Annotated in this window: 14 protein-coding genes; 8 read left to right on the top strand and 6 right to left on the bottom strand. The window is 69.5% G+C overall.

What is annotated here, in order from left to right; all coding sequences use genetic code 11:
* Positions 1–18: 18 nt before the first annotated feature.
* The 3 genes from D3H34_RS26990 to D3H34_RS26980 are packed head-to-tail and all read right to left on the bottom strand — an operon-like array spanning position 19 to position 2,387.
* Positions 19–1,098, bottom strand: a complete 1,080-nt coding sequence (locus tag D3H34_RS26990) for an MBL fold metallo-hydrolase (RefSeq protein ID WP_119557565.1) — start codon at positions 1,096–1,098, stop codon at positions 19–21.
* A gap of 12 nt (positions 1,099–1,110) precedes the next feature.
* Positions 1,111–1,884 (bottom strand): SDR family NAD(P)-dependent oxidoreductase, encoded by a 774-nt coding sequence (locus D3H34_RS26985; protein WP_119557510.1) that lies wholly within the window; start codon positions 1,882–1,884, stop codon positions 1,111–1,113.
* A complete protein-coding gene (locus D3H34_RS26980) occupies positions 1,881–2,387 on the bottom strand; it encodes an ester cyclase (protein WP_119557508.1) in 507 nt (168 codons plus the stop codon). The genes D3H34_RS26985 and D3H34_RS26980 overlap by 4 nt, the downstream gene beginning before the upstream one ends.
* 133 nt (positions 2,388–2,520) lie before the next feature.
* On the opposite strand from D3H34_RS26980, the gene D3H34_RS26975 reads away from it, so the two are divergent.
* Complete coding sequence (locus D3H34_RS26975; protein ID WP_119557506.1) at positions 2,521–3,240, top strand: Crp/Fnr family transcriptional regulator; 720 nt, start codon at positions 2,521–2,523, stop codon at positions 3,238–3,240.
* A gap of 21 nt (positions 3,241–3,261) precedes the next feature.
* On the opposite strand, the gene D3H34_RS26970 is transcribed toward D3H34_RS26975, so the two are convergent.
* The 3 genes from D3H34_RS26970 to D3H34_RS26960 form a co-directional block, all read right to left on the bottom strand.
* Positions 3,262–4,257, bottom strand: coding sequence for a Bug family tripartite tricarboxylate transporter substrate binding protein (locus D3H34_RS26970; RefSeq protein ID WP_119557504.1), 996 nt, complete (start codon positions 4,255–4,257; stop codon positions 3,262–3,264).
* Between the two features lie 42 nt (positions 4,258–4,299).
* Positions 4,300–4,740: an OsmC family protein gene (locus tag D3H34_RS26965; RefSeq protein WP_119557502.1), complete on the bottom strand. Its 441-nt coding sequence runs from the start codon at positions 4,738–4,740 to the stop codon at positions 4,300–4,302.
* Positions 4,741–4,845: 105 nt separating this feature from the next.
* The gene (locus D3H34_RS26960) at positions 4,846–5,415 is read right to left on the bottom strand and encodes a CHRD domain-containing protein (protein ID WP_119557500.1); all 570 of its coding nucleotides are present in this window, start codon (positions 5,413–5,415) and stop codon (positions 4,846–4,848) included.
* A 210-nt stretch (positions 5,416–5,625) separates the two neighbouring features.
* Between D3H34_RS26960 and D3H34_RS26955 the strand changes: the two genes are divergently transcribed.
* From D3H34_RS26955 to D3H34_RS26925, 7 genes are all read left to right on the top strand, one after another.
* The gene (locus D3H34_RS26955; protein ID WP_119557498.1) at positions 5,626–7,326 is read left to right on the top strand and encodes a long-chain fatty acid--CoA ligase; all 1,701 of its coding nucleotides are present in this window, start codon (positions 5,626–5,628) and stop codon (positions 7,324–7,326) included.
* A gap of 102 nt (positions 7,327–7,428) precedes the next feature.
* On the top strand, positions 7,429–7,932 hold the full coding sequence (locus D3H34_RS26950; RefSeq protein WP_119557497.1) for a sigma-70 family RNA polymerase sigma factor: 504 nt from the start codon (positions 7,429–7,431) through the stop codon (positions 7,930–7,932).
* A complete protein-coding gene (locus D3H34_RS26945; protein ID WP_205736818.1) occupies positions 7,929–8,984 on the top strand; it encodes a FecR domain-containing protein in 1,056 nt (351 codons plus the stop codon). Before D3H34_RS26950 ends, D3H34_RS26945 begins: the two co-directional genes overlap by 4 nt.
* Before the next feature lie 70 nt (positions 8,985–9,054).
* Positions 9,055–11,544: a ferric-rhodotorulic acid/ferric-coprogen receptor FhuE gene (fhuE, locus tag D3H34_RS26940; RefSeq protein ID WP_119557495.1), complete on the top strand. Its 2,490-nt coding sequence runs from the start codon at positions 9,055–9,057 to the stop codon at positions 11,542–11,544.
* Between the two features lie 113 nt (positions 11,545–11,657).
* Positions 11,658–11,960 carry a DUF3649 domain-containing protein gene (locus tag D3H34_RS26935; RefSeq protein WP_119557493.1) on the top strand — a complete coding sequence of 101 codons (303 nt, stop codon included), beginning with the start codon at positions 11,658–11,660 and terminating at the stop codon, positions 11,958–11,960.
* Positions 11,957–13,573, top strand: coding sequence for a PepSY-associated TM helix domain-containing protein (locus tag D3H34_RS26930; RefSeq protein ID WP_119557491.1), 1,617 nt, complete (start codon positions 11,957–11,959; stop codon positions 13,571–13,573). The genes D3H34_RS26935 and D3H34_RS26930 overlap by 4 nt, the downstream gene beginning before the upstream one ends.
* The coding region (locus tag D3H34_RS26925; protein WP_147400492.1) for a DUF3325 domain-containing protein at positions 13,570–13,894 on the top strand (325 nt) is incomplete at its 3' end. The genes D3H34_RS26930 and D3H34_RS26925, both read left to right, overlap by 4 nt.

The raw sequence follows: 13,894 nt of genomic DNA, 5'->3' as shown, positions 1-13,894 counted from the left end.
TGTTGTCGCTGGTGACGTTCAGGCGCGGGCGAGCGTGGGCGTGCCGAAGCAGGTCTCGCCCCACAGGTGACTGGTGGGCGCGCCCGGAAAGAGCCAGTGCGGCGAGCACTCGCTGGACGGCACCACGTTGCTGAAGCCGTGCAGCGCCGAGGTGCCCGCGAGCGTCTTCTCCAGCACCATCGACAGGTACTGGTCGTTGCTGCTTTCCTGCGTGTTGCCGTTCAGGATCACTTCCGAGCCCGTGGCCTGCGCGTAGCGGCGAATGCCGTTGTGACGCGACTGCAGCGGTGCCCAGCTGTCGGCCGACACGCCGTTCTCGCTGCTCACGCGCAACCCGTCGGGCGCGCGGTAGACCAGCGAATGGTTGCCTTCGGTATGCCCCGGCGTGTGCACCAGCGCCAGGCCGCGACCCAGCTGGATGCTGCCGTCGAAGGCGACGACGCGCTGCGCCGGTACGCCGTCCAGGCCGTGCGGGCAGTACCACTCCGCCTGCACCGGCAGCAGGCCCTGCACGTTGGCGAGTTCCTGCCGGTGCACCAGCAGCCTGGCGTTCGGCAGCAGGGCCGGCGTGTGGGCGCTGCCGAGCCAGCGGCGCACGTCCTGCGTGTGCAGATGGTCGTAGGTGATGTAGTCGACCTGCTCCGGCGCGATGCCGCAGCTCGCCAGCGCCTGCGGCACCGTCTGGTAGACCGGTGCGATGGTCTTGTGCAGGAACTTCGGCGTCTGCTCGGCCAGGCGCTTGAAGTAGGGCGTCTCGTTGCCCGCCTCGAAGTCGGCGGGCGTGAAGAGCAACGTGCGCAGGCGACCTTCGAAGTCGTCGTACTGGATCAACGTGGTGCGCGCCAGCAGATGCACCATGTGCGGCTTGAGCAGCTGCTGCGAGTACACGCCGGTGAAGGCGAACCACGCGGGGTAGGGAATGCGCAGCAGGTTGAAGCTGCGCGCGAAGCGCACGGGCGGCGCGTCGAGCAGCCGCTCGCGCAGTGCCTCGGCGCCGTGGCGGATGGCGCGCAGGCGGTCTTGCGGCATGGCGGCGTTGCGCGCGCCGTCGAACGCGCCGAGTTGGGCGAAACCTGTGGGGTCTGGATCTCTTGTCATGTGCATCTCCACTCAGTACATCGAGCGGCCGCCCGAGATGTCGAACACCGCGCCCGTGCTGAACGAGCAGTCGTCCGACGCCAGCCACGCCGCCATGGCCGCCACTTCATCGACCTCGACGAAGCGCCCCATCGGCACACGAGACAGAAGCGCGGTGCGTAGTTGTTCGCGGTGCTCCGCAGGCACGGCCGCGAACACCTCGGTGTCGGCCGCCGATGGCGTGATGCAGTTCACCAGCACGCCCGACGACGCCAGCTCCTTGCCGAGCGACTTGGTCAGCGCGATGAGCCCGGCCTTCGACGCCGAGTACGCCGCGTTGAGTCCGTTGCCTTCCTTGCCCGCGACCGAGGCGATGTTGACGATGCGTCCGCGCCGCCGCGCCAGCATCACCGGCACGATGGCGCGGCAGCACAGCCAGGCGCCGGTCAGGTTGATGTCGAGCACTTCGCGCCACTGCGCGGGCGTGTGTTCCCACGCCGGCACGGGCGGCCCGAGCACGCCGGCGTTGTTGACGAGGATGTCGATGCCGCCGAAGCGCTCCTGCGACTGCGAGGCCGCGCGCGCGATCTGCGCTTCGTCGCGCACATCGACGACCTCGACGGCCACCGTGCCGAGCGGGGCCAGCGCCTGCCGCGTGTCCAGCAGAACGGCCGCATCGACGTCCCACAACGCCACGCTCGCACCCGCTGCCAGGTAGTGCCGCGCGATGGCCCGCCCGATGCCGCGCGCGCCGCCCGTCACGATGGCGTGGCGACCTGCCAGTGCGTCGTTGCGTAGCGCCGTCATGCAGTGGCCGCTTCGGGGGCGTGAGCCGGTGAGGGCTGGCCCAGCAGGCTGCCCACCAGCGCGCCGACGTGCGCCGCCGGCACGCCGACCAGCAGTTGCCGCAGCATCGTGAGCGTGTCGAAGTACACGCGCTCGCACACCAGCCGGTCGCCCTCGAAGATGAAGAAGGCGTTCATGCGGCAGCGAAAGCTGTTGCCCGTCGGCGGAATGCCCTTGAGCGGACCGCGGTGTGTGCCGAGCAGCCAGAACTCGACGATCACCGAATCGTCGGCGTGGCGCAGCTGGATGATCTCGTGGCGCTGATCGGGGAACGCGCGGCGCGTGTCGATGTAGTACTGGCGTACATCGGCGATGCCGTCGTGCACCTCTCCGCTGGGAATCAGCTCGTAGTGCGGGTGCGGGAAGGTGCCGAGCACGGCGTCGAAGTCCTGTTTGGTCTCGTCGGCGAAATGGTCGAGCACGAGGCGCTCGCGGCGGGCTTGCAGGTCGGTCAGGTCTTTCATCGGGGTGTGCTCCATGTGACAGGGGACATCGGGTTGCCGCGAATGCGTCGACCCGGGTGGCCTGCGTACTATCGGCAGCCCCTCGAACCAAGACTGTCCGGTGTTGGCAATCGCAGCCCCGGACAAACCCGCGATGCCACGCACGCCTGTTTCTTCACCCCATGCCGTGCCCGATTCGGCGCCTTCGCCGGTGCACAACGGCGACATGCGGCTGCCCGAGGCAGTGCAGCAGCGCCTGCTCGCGGTGGCACACCGGCGCACGCTGGCGCGCGGCGAATCGCTCTTTCACAAGGGCTCGTCGCCCGACGCGCTGTTCGGCGTGGTCGGCGGATCGCTGCGCGTGAGCGTGGTCGCACCGGGCGGGCGCGAAGCGGTGATCGCGATGCTCGAACCCGGCCACTGGTTCGGCGAGGTCTCGCTGCTGGTGGGGCGCGAGCGCGTCTACGACACCTGCGCCGTCGACACCACCGAGATGGCCGTGGTGTCGGCGGCAGACTTCCACCGCCTCGTGGCCGAGCACCCCGACGTGCACATGGCCTTCACGCGGCTGGTGTGCCTTCGGCTGCGCCAGGCGCTGGCGTGGATCGACGACGTGATCCTGATGCCGTTGCCCGTGCGGCTGGCGCATCGCCTGCTCACGCTCGATGCGCACGGCCAGGGGCCGGGCGAGGGCGGTGGCACGCTGCTGGGCGTGTCGCAGGAAGACCTGTCGTTCATGCTCGGCGTGTCGCGCCAGAGCGTGAACCGGCAGCTCAAGCTGTGGGAGGAAGACGGCACGCTGCGCGTGCGGTACCGCAGCATCGAGCTGCTGAGCCGTGCGCAGCTCGAACGGCACGCGGCCACGCCGAACTGAGCGTGGGCGGCGGACTGCGCGTCAGTCCATGCGTGCGCCGGAAGCCTTCACGGCCTTGTCCCAGCGCGGCGTTTCCGTCGCAAGGAAACGTGCGAAGTCTTCACTGCCCAGGAAGGCCGGGTCGGCACCCTGGCTCACCATGCGCTCGCGCACCTCGGGGCTGGTCAGTACCTGCTTGAACGCGTCGCTGAGCCTGGCGACCACGTCTTTCGGCGTGTCCTTCGGCGCGAGGAAGCCGTAGAAGCCCACCACCTCGAAGCCCTTGACGCCCGATTCGATGACGGTCGGGATGTCGGGCAGCGCGGGGTTGCGTTCGCGGCTGGTCACGGCCAGCGCGCGCACCTTGCCCTGCTTGTGATAGTTGGCGGCCTGCGGGATCGACTCGGCCATGAACTGCACCTGCCCGCCCATCAGGTCGGTGAAGGCCGGCGCGCTGCCGCGGTAGGGGATGTGCACCATGAAGAGGCCCGTCGCGGTCTTGAACATCTCGGGCACCAGGTGGCTGATGCCGCCGTTGCCGGCCGAGCCATAGTTGACTTGGCCCGGCCGCGCCTTGGCGTAGTCGATGAACTGCTTCAGGTTCTGCACTGGCAGCTTGGGCGTGACCAGCAGCGCCAGCGGCTGCATGGCGGTGCGCGCAATGGGCACGAAGTCGCGCTGCGTGTTGTAGGGCAGCTTGCTGTAGAGCGCGCCGTTGATCACGGCCACGCCGGTGTTGGCTAGCATCAGCGTGTAGCCGTCGGCCGGGCTCTTGGCTACGGCATCGGCGCCCACCGAGCCGCCCGCGCCCGGCTTGTAGTCGACGATGAGCGGCTGGCCGAGCACGGCCTGCAGCTTGTCGGTGAGCAGGCGCGCGTGCTGGTCGAGCGGGCCGCCGGCGGGGAAGCCGATGACGACCTTGATCGGCTTGTCGGGGTAGGCGGCCATCGCGGTCGTCGTGCCGAGCGCGCCGAACATGACGCCGGCGGACAGGGCGAAAGAAAGAACCGCCGAAGCGGTCCGGGTGGGCTTGCTCATGATCCGTCTCCGTTGTTGTGGAGGCGATCATAAGCAGCGCGATCAGCCGGCCAGCGTGGCTTTCAGCGTGATCTCGGGCACGCTCGCCAGTGCCTTCGACAGCGGGCAGCCGGCCTTGGCGGCGGCCGCGATCTGCTGGAACTTCGCCTCGTCGAGGTTCGGCACGCTGGCATCGAGTTCCAGCGCGATGCGGTCGATCTTGAAGCCGTCGCCGTCCTTGGCCAGCCGCACGGCGGCGCGGGTGTCGATCTTCGTGGCGGCCAGGCCTTCTTTTTCGAGCGCAAAGGCAAAGGCCATCGTGAAGCAGGCGGCATGGGCCGCGCCGACGATTTCCTCGGGGTTGGTGCCGCGCCGGTCGTCCTCGAAACGGCTGGCGAAGCCGTAGGGATAGTCCTTGAGGGCGCCAGTCTCGGTGCTGATCTGGCCTTTGCCGGTCTTGCCGGCGCCTTCCCAGTGAACGCTTGCGTGCTTGTCTGCTGCCATGGACATTCCTTCAGTCGGGTGGTGGTTGCTCGGAGGGAGAACCCCGGGTATCGCCCCGAAAGCGGTGCCTGTCTGTAGTCGCAGGGCGCATCGCGCACGGCGATGTCAGCCGCCGTGCGTGCCGAAGGTGCTGCGCTGCAGCTGGCCCCGGACCTCGCCGCCCGGCCAGGCCTGCGTCGACACGCTGACATACAGCAGGCCGGCCATCAGGTCGGCCATCTGGGCCGGGGTCAGGCGGCTCCTGCCAGTCAGCTCGTAGCCGGCGCTGGCGCCCTCGCCGCGCTGTTCGGCCTGGCTGTGCGGCGGCAGCTCGACGACCAGCGGACCGTTGCTGCCCTTGGCTGCAGGGCCGTAGAAGCCCGCGCGCGTCGCCGGTCCGCTCAGGCGCGCGTAGTTCACGCGCCATTCGAACAGGCCGTTGGCCAGCGTCAGCGTGCCGAACGCCGAGCCGCCGGCATCGCCGCGAGGGCCGGGGTTGCGCGGGACCACGTCCCCGGTCCCCAGCCAGCAGTCGGCCACGAACCACGTCGGCGGCTCCTTGGACTGCGGTTCCGTCGCGGGGGGCGACATGCCGAACCGGGGGACCCTGGAGCAGCCCGCTACGACCAGCGTGGCCAGTGCGGCACCGAAGAGGACGATGCGTCGGCGGAGGGTCTTGCGTTCGGGATCGGACATGGCAGGCGCGGAGGACAAGGAGGGAAGGGCACGCGGCCCGGGGGCTTCACGATAGCCGATGGCCGCAGGTACGAAAAATGGGCGTCTCCAAGGTGACGCCCCGGGGGCTTCCCCGATGGGAGCGGCGGCCGGTGCGGCTTAGGCTGGCGCATCGCGCCTTTTCGCGCCTTGCTTCCTTCGCTTCCTTTTCCTTCCCAGCCTGTCCCGACCATGCAACCCACCCGCCCGCATTACAAGTTCTGGCCCAAACGCCTCCCACACTCGATCACCGTCCCCGCCACCTCGCTGTGGCACAACCTCGCGACCTCGGCGGCGCGCTACCCGGACAAGGCCGCGCTGGTCTTCTTCGGCCGCGTGCTGAGCTACCGCGAGCTGGCCGACCAGGTCGAGCGGCTGGCCGGCACGCTGCATGCGCTGGGCGTGAAGCGCGGCGACCGGGTGGTGCTGAACATGCAGAACTGCCCGCAGCTGGTGATCGCGCATTTCGCGATCCTGCGCGCCAATGCCGTCGTGGTGCCGGTCAACCCGATGAACCGGGCGGAAGAGCTCAAGCACTACATCACCGACCCCGACGCCAAGGTGGCGATCACCACCGGCGACCTCGCGGCCGAGCTGGCCAAGGCCAGCGACGCGCTGCCGGCCGAGCAGCGCCTGTCGCACCTCATCGTGAGCCAGTTCACCGACGCCTTCGACCCGAACGTCACCGGTGACGACGCCCCCGCGCCGGCCTGGGCCGACTGGCTCGGCACGCGCCACCCGCTGCCCGCGCTGGCCGACGGCCAGTCGATGGCCTGGACCGACGCGCTCGCGGCCGGACACCCGGCGCCCGCGCACGTGGTGGGCGCGAACGACATGGCGCTGCTGCCCTACACCAGCGGCACCACCGGCCTGCCCAAGGGCTGCGTGCACCACCATTCGAGCCTGATGCACAACGCGATGGCCGGCCAGCTCTGGGGCCAGGCGACCTCGGAGGCGGTGGTGCTGGCCGTGGTGCCGATGTTCCACATCACCGGCGTGGTGAGCATGATGCACACCTCGATCCTCGCGGCGGCCACGCTGGTCATCATGCCGCGCTGGGACCGCGACGTGGCGGGCCGGCTCATCTCGCGCTGGAAGGTCACGAGCTGGACCAACATCCCGACCATGGTCATCGACCTCATGGCTAGCCCCAACTTCGCGAGCTACGACCTCACGAGCATGACCCACATCGGCGGCGGCGGCGCCGCCATGCCGCAGGCCGTGGCGCAGCGCCTGTTCGAGCAGTACGGCCTGAAGTACCAGGAAGGCTACGGCCTCACCGAGACCGCCGCGCCCTCGCACACCAACCCCTCCGACCACCCGAAGCAGCAGTGCCTGGGCATCCCGTTCATGAGCACCGACGCGCGCGTGGTCGACCCCGACACGCTGCAGGAGATGCCCATCGGCGAATCGGGCGAGATCATCATCCACGGCCCCGAGGTGTTCCAGGGCTACTGGAAGCGCCCCGACGCCACCGCGTCGGCTTTCGTCGAGTTCGAGGGCAAGCGCTTCTTCCGCTCGGGCGACATGGGCCGCATGGACGAGGAGGGTTACTTCTTCATCACCGACCGCCTCAAACGCATGATCAACGCGAGCGGCTTCAAGGTCTGGCCGGCCGAGGTCGAGTTGCTGATGTTCCGCCACCCCGCGATCCAGGAAGCCTGCGTCATCTCGACCAAGGACGACTACCGCGGCGAATCGGTCAAGGCCGTGGTGGTGCTGCGCGCCACGCACAAGGACACGACCGAGCAACAGATCATCGACTGGTGCCGCGAGAACATGGCGGTCTACAAGATCCCGCGCAAGGTGCAGTTCGTCGATGCGCTGCCCAAGAGCGGCAGCGGCAAGGTGATGTGGCGCCTGCTGCAGGAAGCCGAGCAGCCGGCGGCCTGAAGCGCGACGGTGCGCACGGAAAAGGCCGGACTGCGGCCTTTTTGCTTAAAATGAGAATAATTCTTATTTGTAAGCGGCATCCCGGCCGCCGTGCCGCCCGCCATGTCCGCTGCCGAAGCCGCCTTCCAGCAAGTCCACGCCCTCTATAGCGACCACCACGGCTGGCTCCAGTCGTGGCTGCGCAAGAAGCTTGGCAATTCGTGCGATGCGGCCGACCTGGCGCAGGACACCTTCGCGCGGCTGCTGACGGCGCGCAACCCCGAGGTCATCGCGCAGCCGCGCGCCTACCTCACGAGCGTGGCCAAGAACATCCTCGTGAACTGGTACCAGCGACAGGCGCTGGAGCGCGCCTACCTCGAGGCGTTGGCCGTCATGCCCGAGCCCGAGGCGCCATCGCCCGAGCAGCGGCTCGTGATCCTGCAGACGCTGCACGAGATCGACGCCATGCTCGACGCCCTCAAGCCGCTCGCGCGCCAGGCCTTCCTGCTCTCGCAGCTCGACGGCATGAAGTACGAGGACATCGCGCGCGAGCTGGGCGTGTCGCTCGTCACGGTCAAGCGCTACATGCAGCAGGGGTTCCGTGGCTGCCTGGCGGTGATGGAATGAGTGCCCTGAATTTCGAGACATCGAAGCTCGCCCCGCGCGTGCTCGACGAGGCCGCCGAATGGCTGATGCGGCTGCACGACAGCGCCGTCACCGACGAAGACCGCCGCGCCTGCGAGCGCTGGCGCCAGAGCCACCCCGACCACGCCCGCGCCTGGGCGCGCGCCGAACTGCTGATGAACAAGCTCGGCGGCCTGCCGCCGGCGCTGGCGATGTCTTCGCTCGCACGGCCCGCGAATGGCAGTCGCAACAGCAACGGCAGCAGCCGCCGCGTCACGCTCGGCCGGCTGGCCGCGCTGCTGGCGGCCGTGCCCGCCGGCTGGCTCGGCTGGCAGTTGGTCGAGATGTCCGACGAGCGCGGCTGGATGGCCGGGCATCGCACGGCCACCGGCGAGCGCCGCGAACTCCGGCTGGCCGATGGCAGCCGGCTCACGCTCAACACCGCCAGCGCGGTCGACGTGCATTTCGACGGCACGCAGCGCCTCGTCGTGCTGCATGCGGGCGAAATCTTCATCACCACCGCGCCCGACCCTGCCGGCGTGCATCGCCCGTTCCGCGTGGCCAGCGCCGGCGGCACGATGGAGGCCCTGGGCACGCGCTTCAGCGTGCGCAAGGAAGCGGGCGGCAACACGCACATCGCCGTGCTCGAAGGCGCGGTGCGCATCACGCCCGACCGCGCCGAGGCGCGCGTGCTGCCGGCGGGGCAGCAGGCCCGCTTCATGGCCGACGGCATTGCGCCTTTCAGCGCGGCGGACGCGTCCGTCCTGGCCTGGACGCAGGGCATGCTGCTGGCCGACGGCATGCGGCTGGCCGACTTCGCCGCCGAGCTGTCGCGCTACCGGCCCGGCCTGCTGCAGTGCGACGCGGCGGTGGCCGACCTGCGCGTCTCGGGTGCGTTTCCGCTGGCCGACACCGACGCCGTGCTGCGCATGCTGGTGTCGACCTATCCGGTGGATGCGGCCACGCGCCTGCGCGGCTACTGGGTCACCTTGATACCGCGTGCGGCGGAAGACGGCGCAACGGGCGCCTCGAAAAATATTTCGATCCGGGGGTGAGACTTTTTTTCGTTTCGGCTGGCAAGGAAGGTGAAGAACTCACCGTTGCCCAACCGAAAGGCCCGTCTCCATGTCTGCATCCCGCCCGTCCGCCCTGCGCCCGTTCGCAGAGCGCCGCCTGAACACCGTCCTTCGCCACGCGCTGATGGCGCTCGCCCTCGGCGGGCTGGCCGGCGCGGGAGGGGCGGCCTTCGCGCAGGCGTCGTCGCCATCGCTGGATGCCGCGGCTTCCCGCGCCTACGACATTCCCTCCGGCCCGCTGGGTCGCACGCTGGCCACCTTCGCAGCCGGCAACGGCATCGCGCTGTCGTTCGACCCCGCGTTGACGCAAGGGCGCAGCAGCCCCGCGCTGTCGGGCCGCTACACCGCGCGTGAAGCCATCGAGCGCCTGCTCGCGGGCAGCGGACTGCAGGTGGTGGCGCGCACCGACGGCAGCTATACGCTGAACCGCCGCGATACAGCCACATTGGCCGCACCGGTCGCAGGGCAGGGCGGTGTCGACACGCTGGCCCCCGTCACCGTCTCGGCCGACGCCGACCGCAGCGGCGCCACCGAAGGCACGGGCGCGTACACCACGCGTGCCACCGCGGCGGCCACCGGGCTGGCGCTGTCACCGCGCGAGACGCCGCAGTCGGTCACCGTGATCACGCGCCAGCAGATCGACGACCAGAACCTGCTGTCGCTCGGCCAGGCCATGCAGAGCGTGCCCGGCGTGTTCTCGGTGAGCTCCGACAGCGACCGCACCGACCTGTACGCGCGCGGCTTCTACATCGACAACTACCAGTACGACGGCGTGCCGACCACGGTCACGACCGACTTCTTCGGCGCCTCCACCAACGACCCGGTGCTGTACGACCGCATCGAGGTCGTGCGTGGCTCGACCGGGCTGCTCACCGGCGCGGGCAACCCGTCGGCCTCGGTCAACCTGGTGCGCAAGCATGCCGACAGCAAGGTGTTCGCCGGCAATGCGTCGCTCGCGCTGGGCTCGTGGAACCTGCGTCGCGGCACCGTCGACCTGCAGACGCCGGTCACGAAGGACGGCCGTGTGCGCGCCCGCATCATCGGCATGACGGAAGACCGCGACTCCTTCATCGACAGATACCACGGCCGCAAGCACGTGCTGTACGGCGTGGTCGATGCCGACCTCACGCCGAGCACCACGCTGAGCGTGGGCATCGAGTCGCAGGCCACTCGACCCACCTCGTCGACCTGGGGCGGCCTGCCGCTGACCTTCGCCGACGGCACGGCCACCCGCTGGGACCGCTCCAAGACCATCGGCACGCCGTGGACCCACTGGGACACGACCACCACCACGGCCTTCGCGAACCTCACGCACCAGTTCGACAACGGCTGGAAGCTCAAGGCCAACGGCTCGCACCGCCAGAGCAAGCAGAACGCCAAGCTGCTGTACCTCTACGGCGACCTGGACCGCCTCACCGGCACCGGCCTGGGCTCGCTGCCAGGCTACTTCCAGCACGAATTCCGCCAGAACAGCCTCGACCTGCAGGCCACCGGTCCCTTCACGCTGCTGGGCCGCACGCACGAGCTGGTGGTGGGCGTCACCAACAGCCAGTCGCGCTACGTGGAGGCCAACCATCCGCGCACCAGCGCGCTGCCCGACACCGGCAACTTCTACGACTGGAACGCCCTGTCGTACCCCGAGCCGAACTGGGACCCGCTGAAGGTCTCGGGCATCACCAAGACACGCCAGACCGGCTACTACGGCGCCGCGCGCCTGTCGCTGACCGATTCGCTCAAGTTCATCGTGGGCGGCCGCCAGAACAGCTGGCGCTCCACGCGCCTGACCGCCGACGCCCCGGTCACCCGCAAGCACGAGGTGTTCACGCCCTACGCGGGGCTGGTGTACGACCTGGGCGACACCTACTCGGTGTACGCGAGCTACACCGACATCTTCCAGCCGCAGAACTACCGCGACGCCAGCGGCGCCTACCTCGACCCGGTGACCGGCAAGAGCTACGAGATCGGCCTGAAGGGCGAGCACCTGAACGGCAAGCTCAACACCTCGATCGCCGTCTTCCGCGCCGAACAGGAAAACGTGGCCCAGCGCGACGGCACCAAGCTTGTGCCCAACTCGACCGAAGGCGCCTACTACGGCGCACGCGGCGTGACCAGCAAGGGCATCGAGCTGCAGGTGTCGGGCGAGCTGGCCCCCGGCTGGCAGCTGAGCGCGGGCATCGCACGCACGCTGGGCCGCGAAGGCAACGGCAACCGCATCAACACCACCATGCCGACCACGCAGGCCACGCTGTTCACCACCTACCGCCTGCCCGGCGCGTGGCACCGGCTCACCCTGGGCGGCGGCGTGAACTGGCAGAACCGCACGTACTACGCGTACAGCGTGAACGATGTCGACCTGCGTTACCAGCAAGGCTCGCGCGCGGTCGTGAGCCTGATGGCGCGCTACGCCTTCACGCCCAAGCTGGCGCTGCAGCTGAACATCGAGAACCTCTTCGACAAGAAGTACTACAGCAACATCGACGGGCAGGCCTACTTCGGCACGCCGCGCAACGCCGTGGCGACGCTGAGCTACGCGTTCTGAGTGCGAACAGGCGGGGGCCGGCACACCATCCGGCACCCGGTATGACCCTTTTTTCGTTCTCGTTTGTCATGTAGGGGTGGGGCGCATTTCCGCGCCCTGTTTTTCCGTCCCCGATGAACACCCGCTCTTCCTCCTTTTCTCCCGCCCTGCGGCTGCTGTCCCGCGTCGCGGCCGCCGTGCTCGGTGGCTACGCGCTGGCCTCGGCCGTCGCCGTCTTCCTGGCCGCCGTGCTGCCGGCCACCCCCGCCGAGGCCGCGCTCGGGGGCATGCAATTCAGCTTCGCGGTCTACACCGTCGCCGTGATCTGGGCGTTTGCGCCCGTGTCGCTGCTCCGCGCCTGGGTGGGTCTGCTGCTGCCGGCCGTGGTGCTGGCCGGGCTGGGCCTGATGTTGCGCGGCGCGGGAGGCGGGGCATGAGCACGAAGAAAACCAAGGCCACGTCGCAAGGCGGTTTCCGCCAAGCCCAGGCCTGGCTGCACACCTGGTGCGGGCTGTGGTTCTCGTGGCTGCTGTTCGCGGTGTTCCTCACCGGCACGCTGGCGGTGTTCGACGAGCCCATCACCCACTGGATGACGCCGGAGCACCACGCCGAGGAAGCCGCCGCCGCAGCGAAGAAGGGCGAGCCTACCGCCGACCGCGCACAGCGCCTGGCCTGGGGCCTGGCCTACATGGCCGAGCACCACCCGGGCGCCGCGATGTGGGAACTGTGGCCGTCCGACGCGCAGGGCGGCGGCGAGCTCAAGGTCTATTGGTTCGACGCCAATCAGCAGTACGCGAGCGCCTCGCTCGACCCCACCACGGGTCGACCCATGAAGGAAGAGGGTGGCCACGCGACACGTGCCACGCTCGGCGGCCACCACTTCGTCGACTTTCACTACGAGCTGCATGCCGGCACGGTCGGCCTGTGGATCGTCGGCATCGCCGCGATGGCGATGCTGGTGGCGCTGGTGTCGGGCGTCATCACGCACAAGCGCATCTTCAAGGACTTCTTCACCTTCCGGCCCAAGAAAGGCCAGCGCAGCTGGCTCGACGCGCACAACGCCGTGGCGGTGCTGACGCTGCCCTTCCAGTTCATGATCGCCTACACCGGCCTGGTGATCTCGGGCACCACCTTCATGCCGGCCGGCAAGGTCCTGCACTACGGCACGGGCCCGGCGGCGCAGGTGCGCTTCGCGGCCGAGCTGGGCGACAGCGACAAGCCCGCGCCCACTGGCCGCGCGATGCCCGTGCCCGCGCTCGAATCCTTTGCCGCGCGCGGCCAGGCACAGATGGGCCAGCCGGTGCGCGCGGTCGTCATCGACCACCCGGGCGACGCCGCCGCGCGCATCGGCGTGTACGGATGGAACGGCGACGACGAGTCCGCGCGCCGCCTCAGCGCCACCACCGGCATGGTGCAGTTCTCGGCCGCCACCGGCGAAGTGCAGCGCGTGCGCCTGCCGGGCGCCGCGGACGGCGGCGCGGCCATGCTCGCGCAGTCGGCCATGGGCGGGCTGCACATGGTCACCTTCGGCGGCTGGCCGATGAAGTGGCTCTACTTCCTGTGCGGGCTCGCGGGCACCGCGATGATGGGCTCGGGCGCGGTGCTGTTCATCGTCAAGCGCCGGCAGAAGCACCTGGGCGAGTTCGGCGGCGCGACGGCGCGGGTCTACCGGCTCGTCGAAGCGCTGAACGTCGCGGCGATCGCGGGCCTGGCCATCGCCTGCGTGGGCTACCTGTGGGCCAACCGGCTGGTACCGGTGGGCATCGGGCACCGCGCCGACCGCGAACTGCAGGTCTTCTTCGCGCTGTGGGCGCTGGCGCTGGTGCATGCCTTCCTGCGCCAGCCGGCGCGCGCATGGCGCGAACAGCTCGGCGCGCTGGCCGCGCTGTGCCTGCTGCTGCCGGCGCTCAATGTCGTGACCACGGGCGATCACATGCTGGCGCAACTGCTGCGCGGCGACTGGGAGAGCCTGGGCGTCGAACTGGGCGCGGTGGCTTTCGGGCTCGCGGCGCTGGGCGCGCTGCGCCATCTGCGGAGGAAGGCGCGATGACGACGGTGTGGGCTTCGTTGCTCGGCTTTGCACTGGCCTACGCGGGCATGTCGTGCCTGAGCTTCGCCATGGACCGGCACCACGAACAGCTGACGCGCGGGCGCGAAGTGCCTGCGCGCCGACGAGTCGGGTTGCGTGTGGTCGGAGCGGCGCTGCTGGTCGCGGCCATCGTGCCCTGCGTGACGGCGTGGGGTGCCACGGTCGGGCCGGTTGCGTGGCTGGGCTTTCTGTCTGCGGGCGCGTTGCCGGTGGCGCTGCTGCTGACCAGCTTTGCACCATGGCTGATCGCGCCGTTGCTGATGGTTGGCGGCGCCTATCTGT

Source organism: Acidovorax cavernicola (assembly GCF_003581445.1).
The sequence above is the reverse complement of the archived record's forward strand: the minus strand, read 5'-3'. Positions and strand labels throughout refer to the sequence as shown.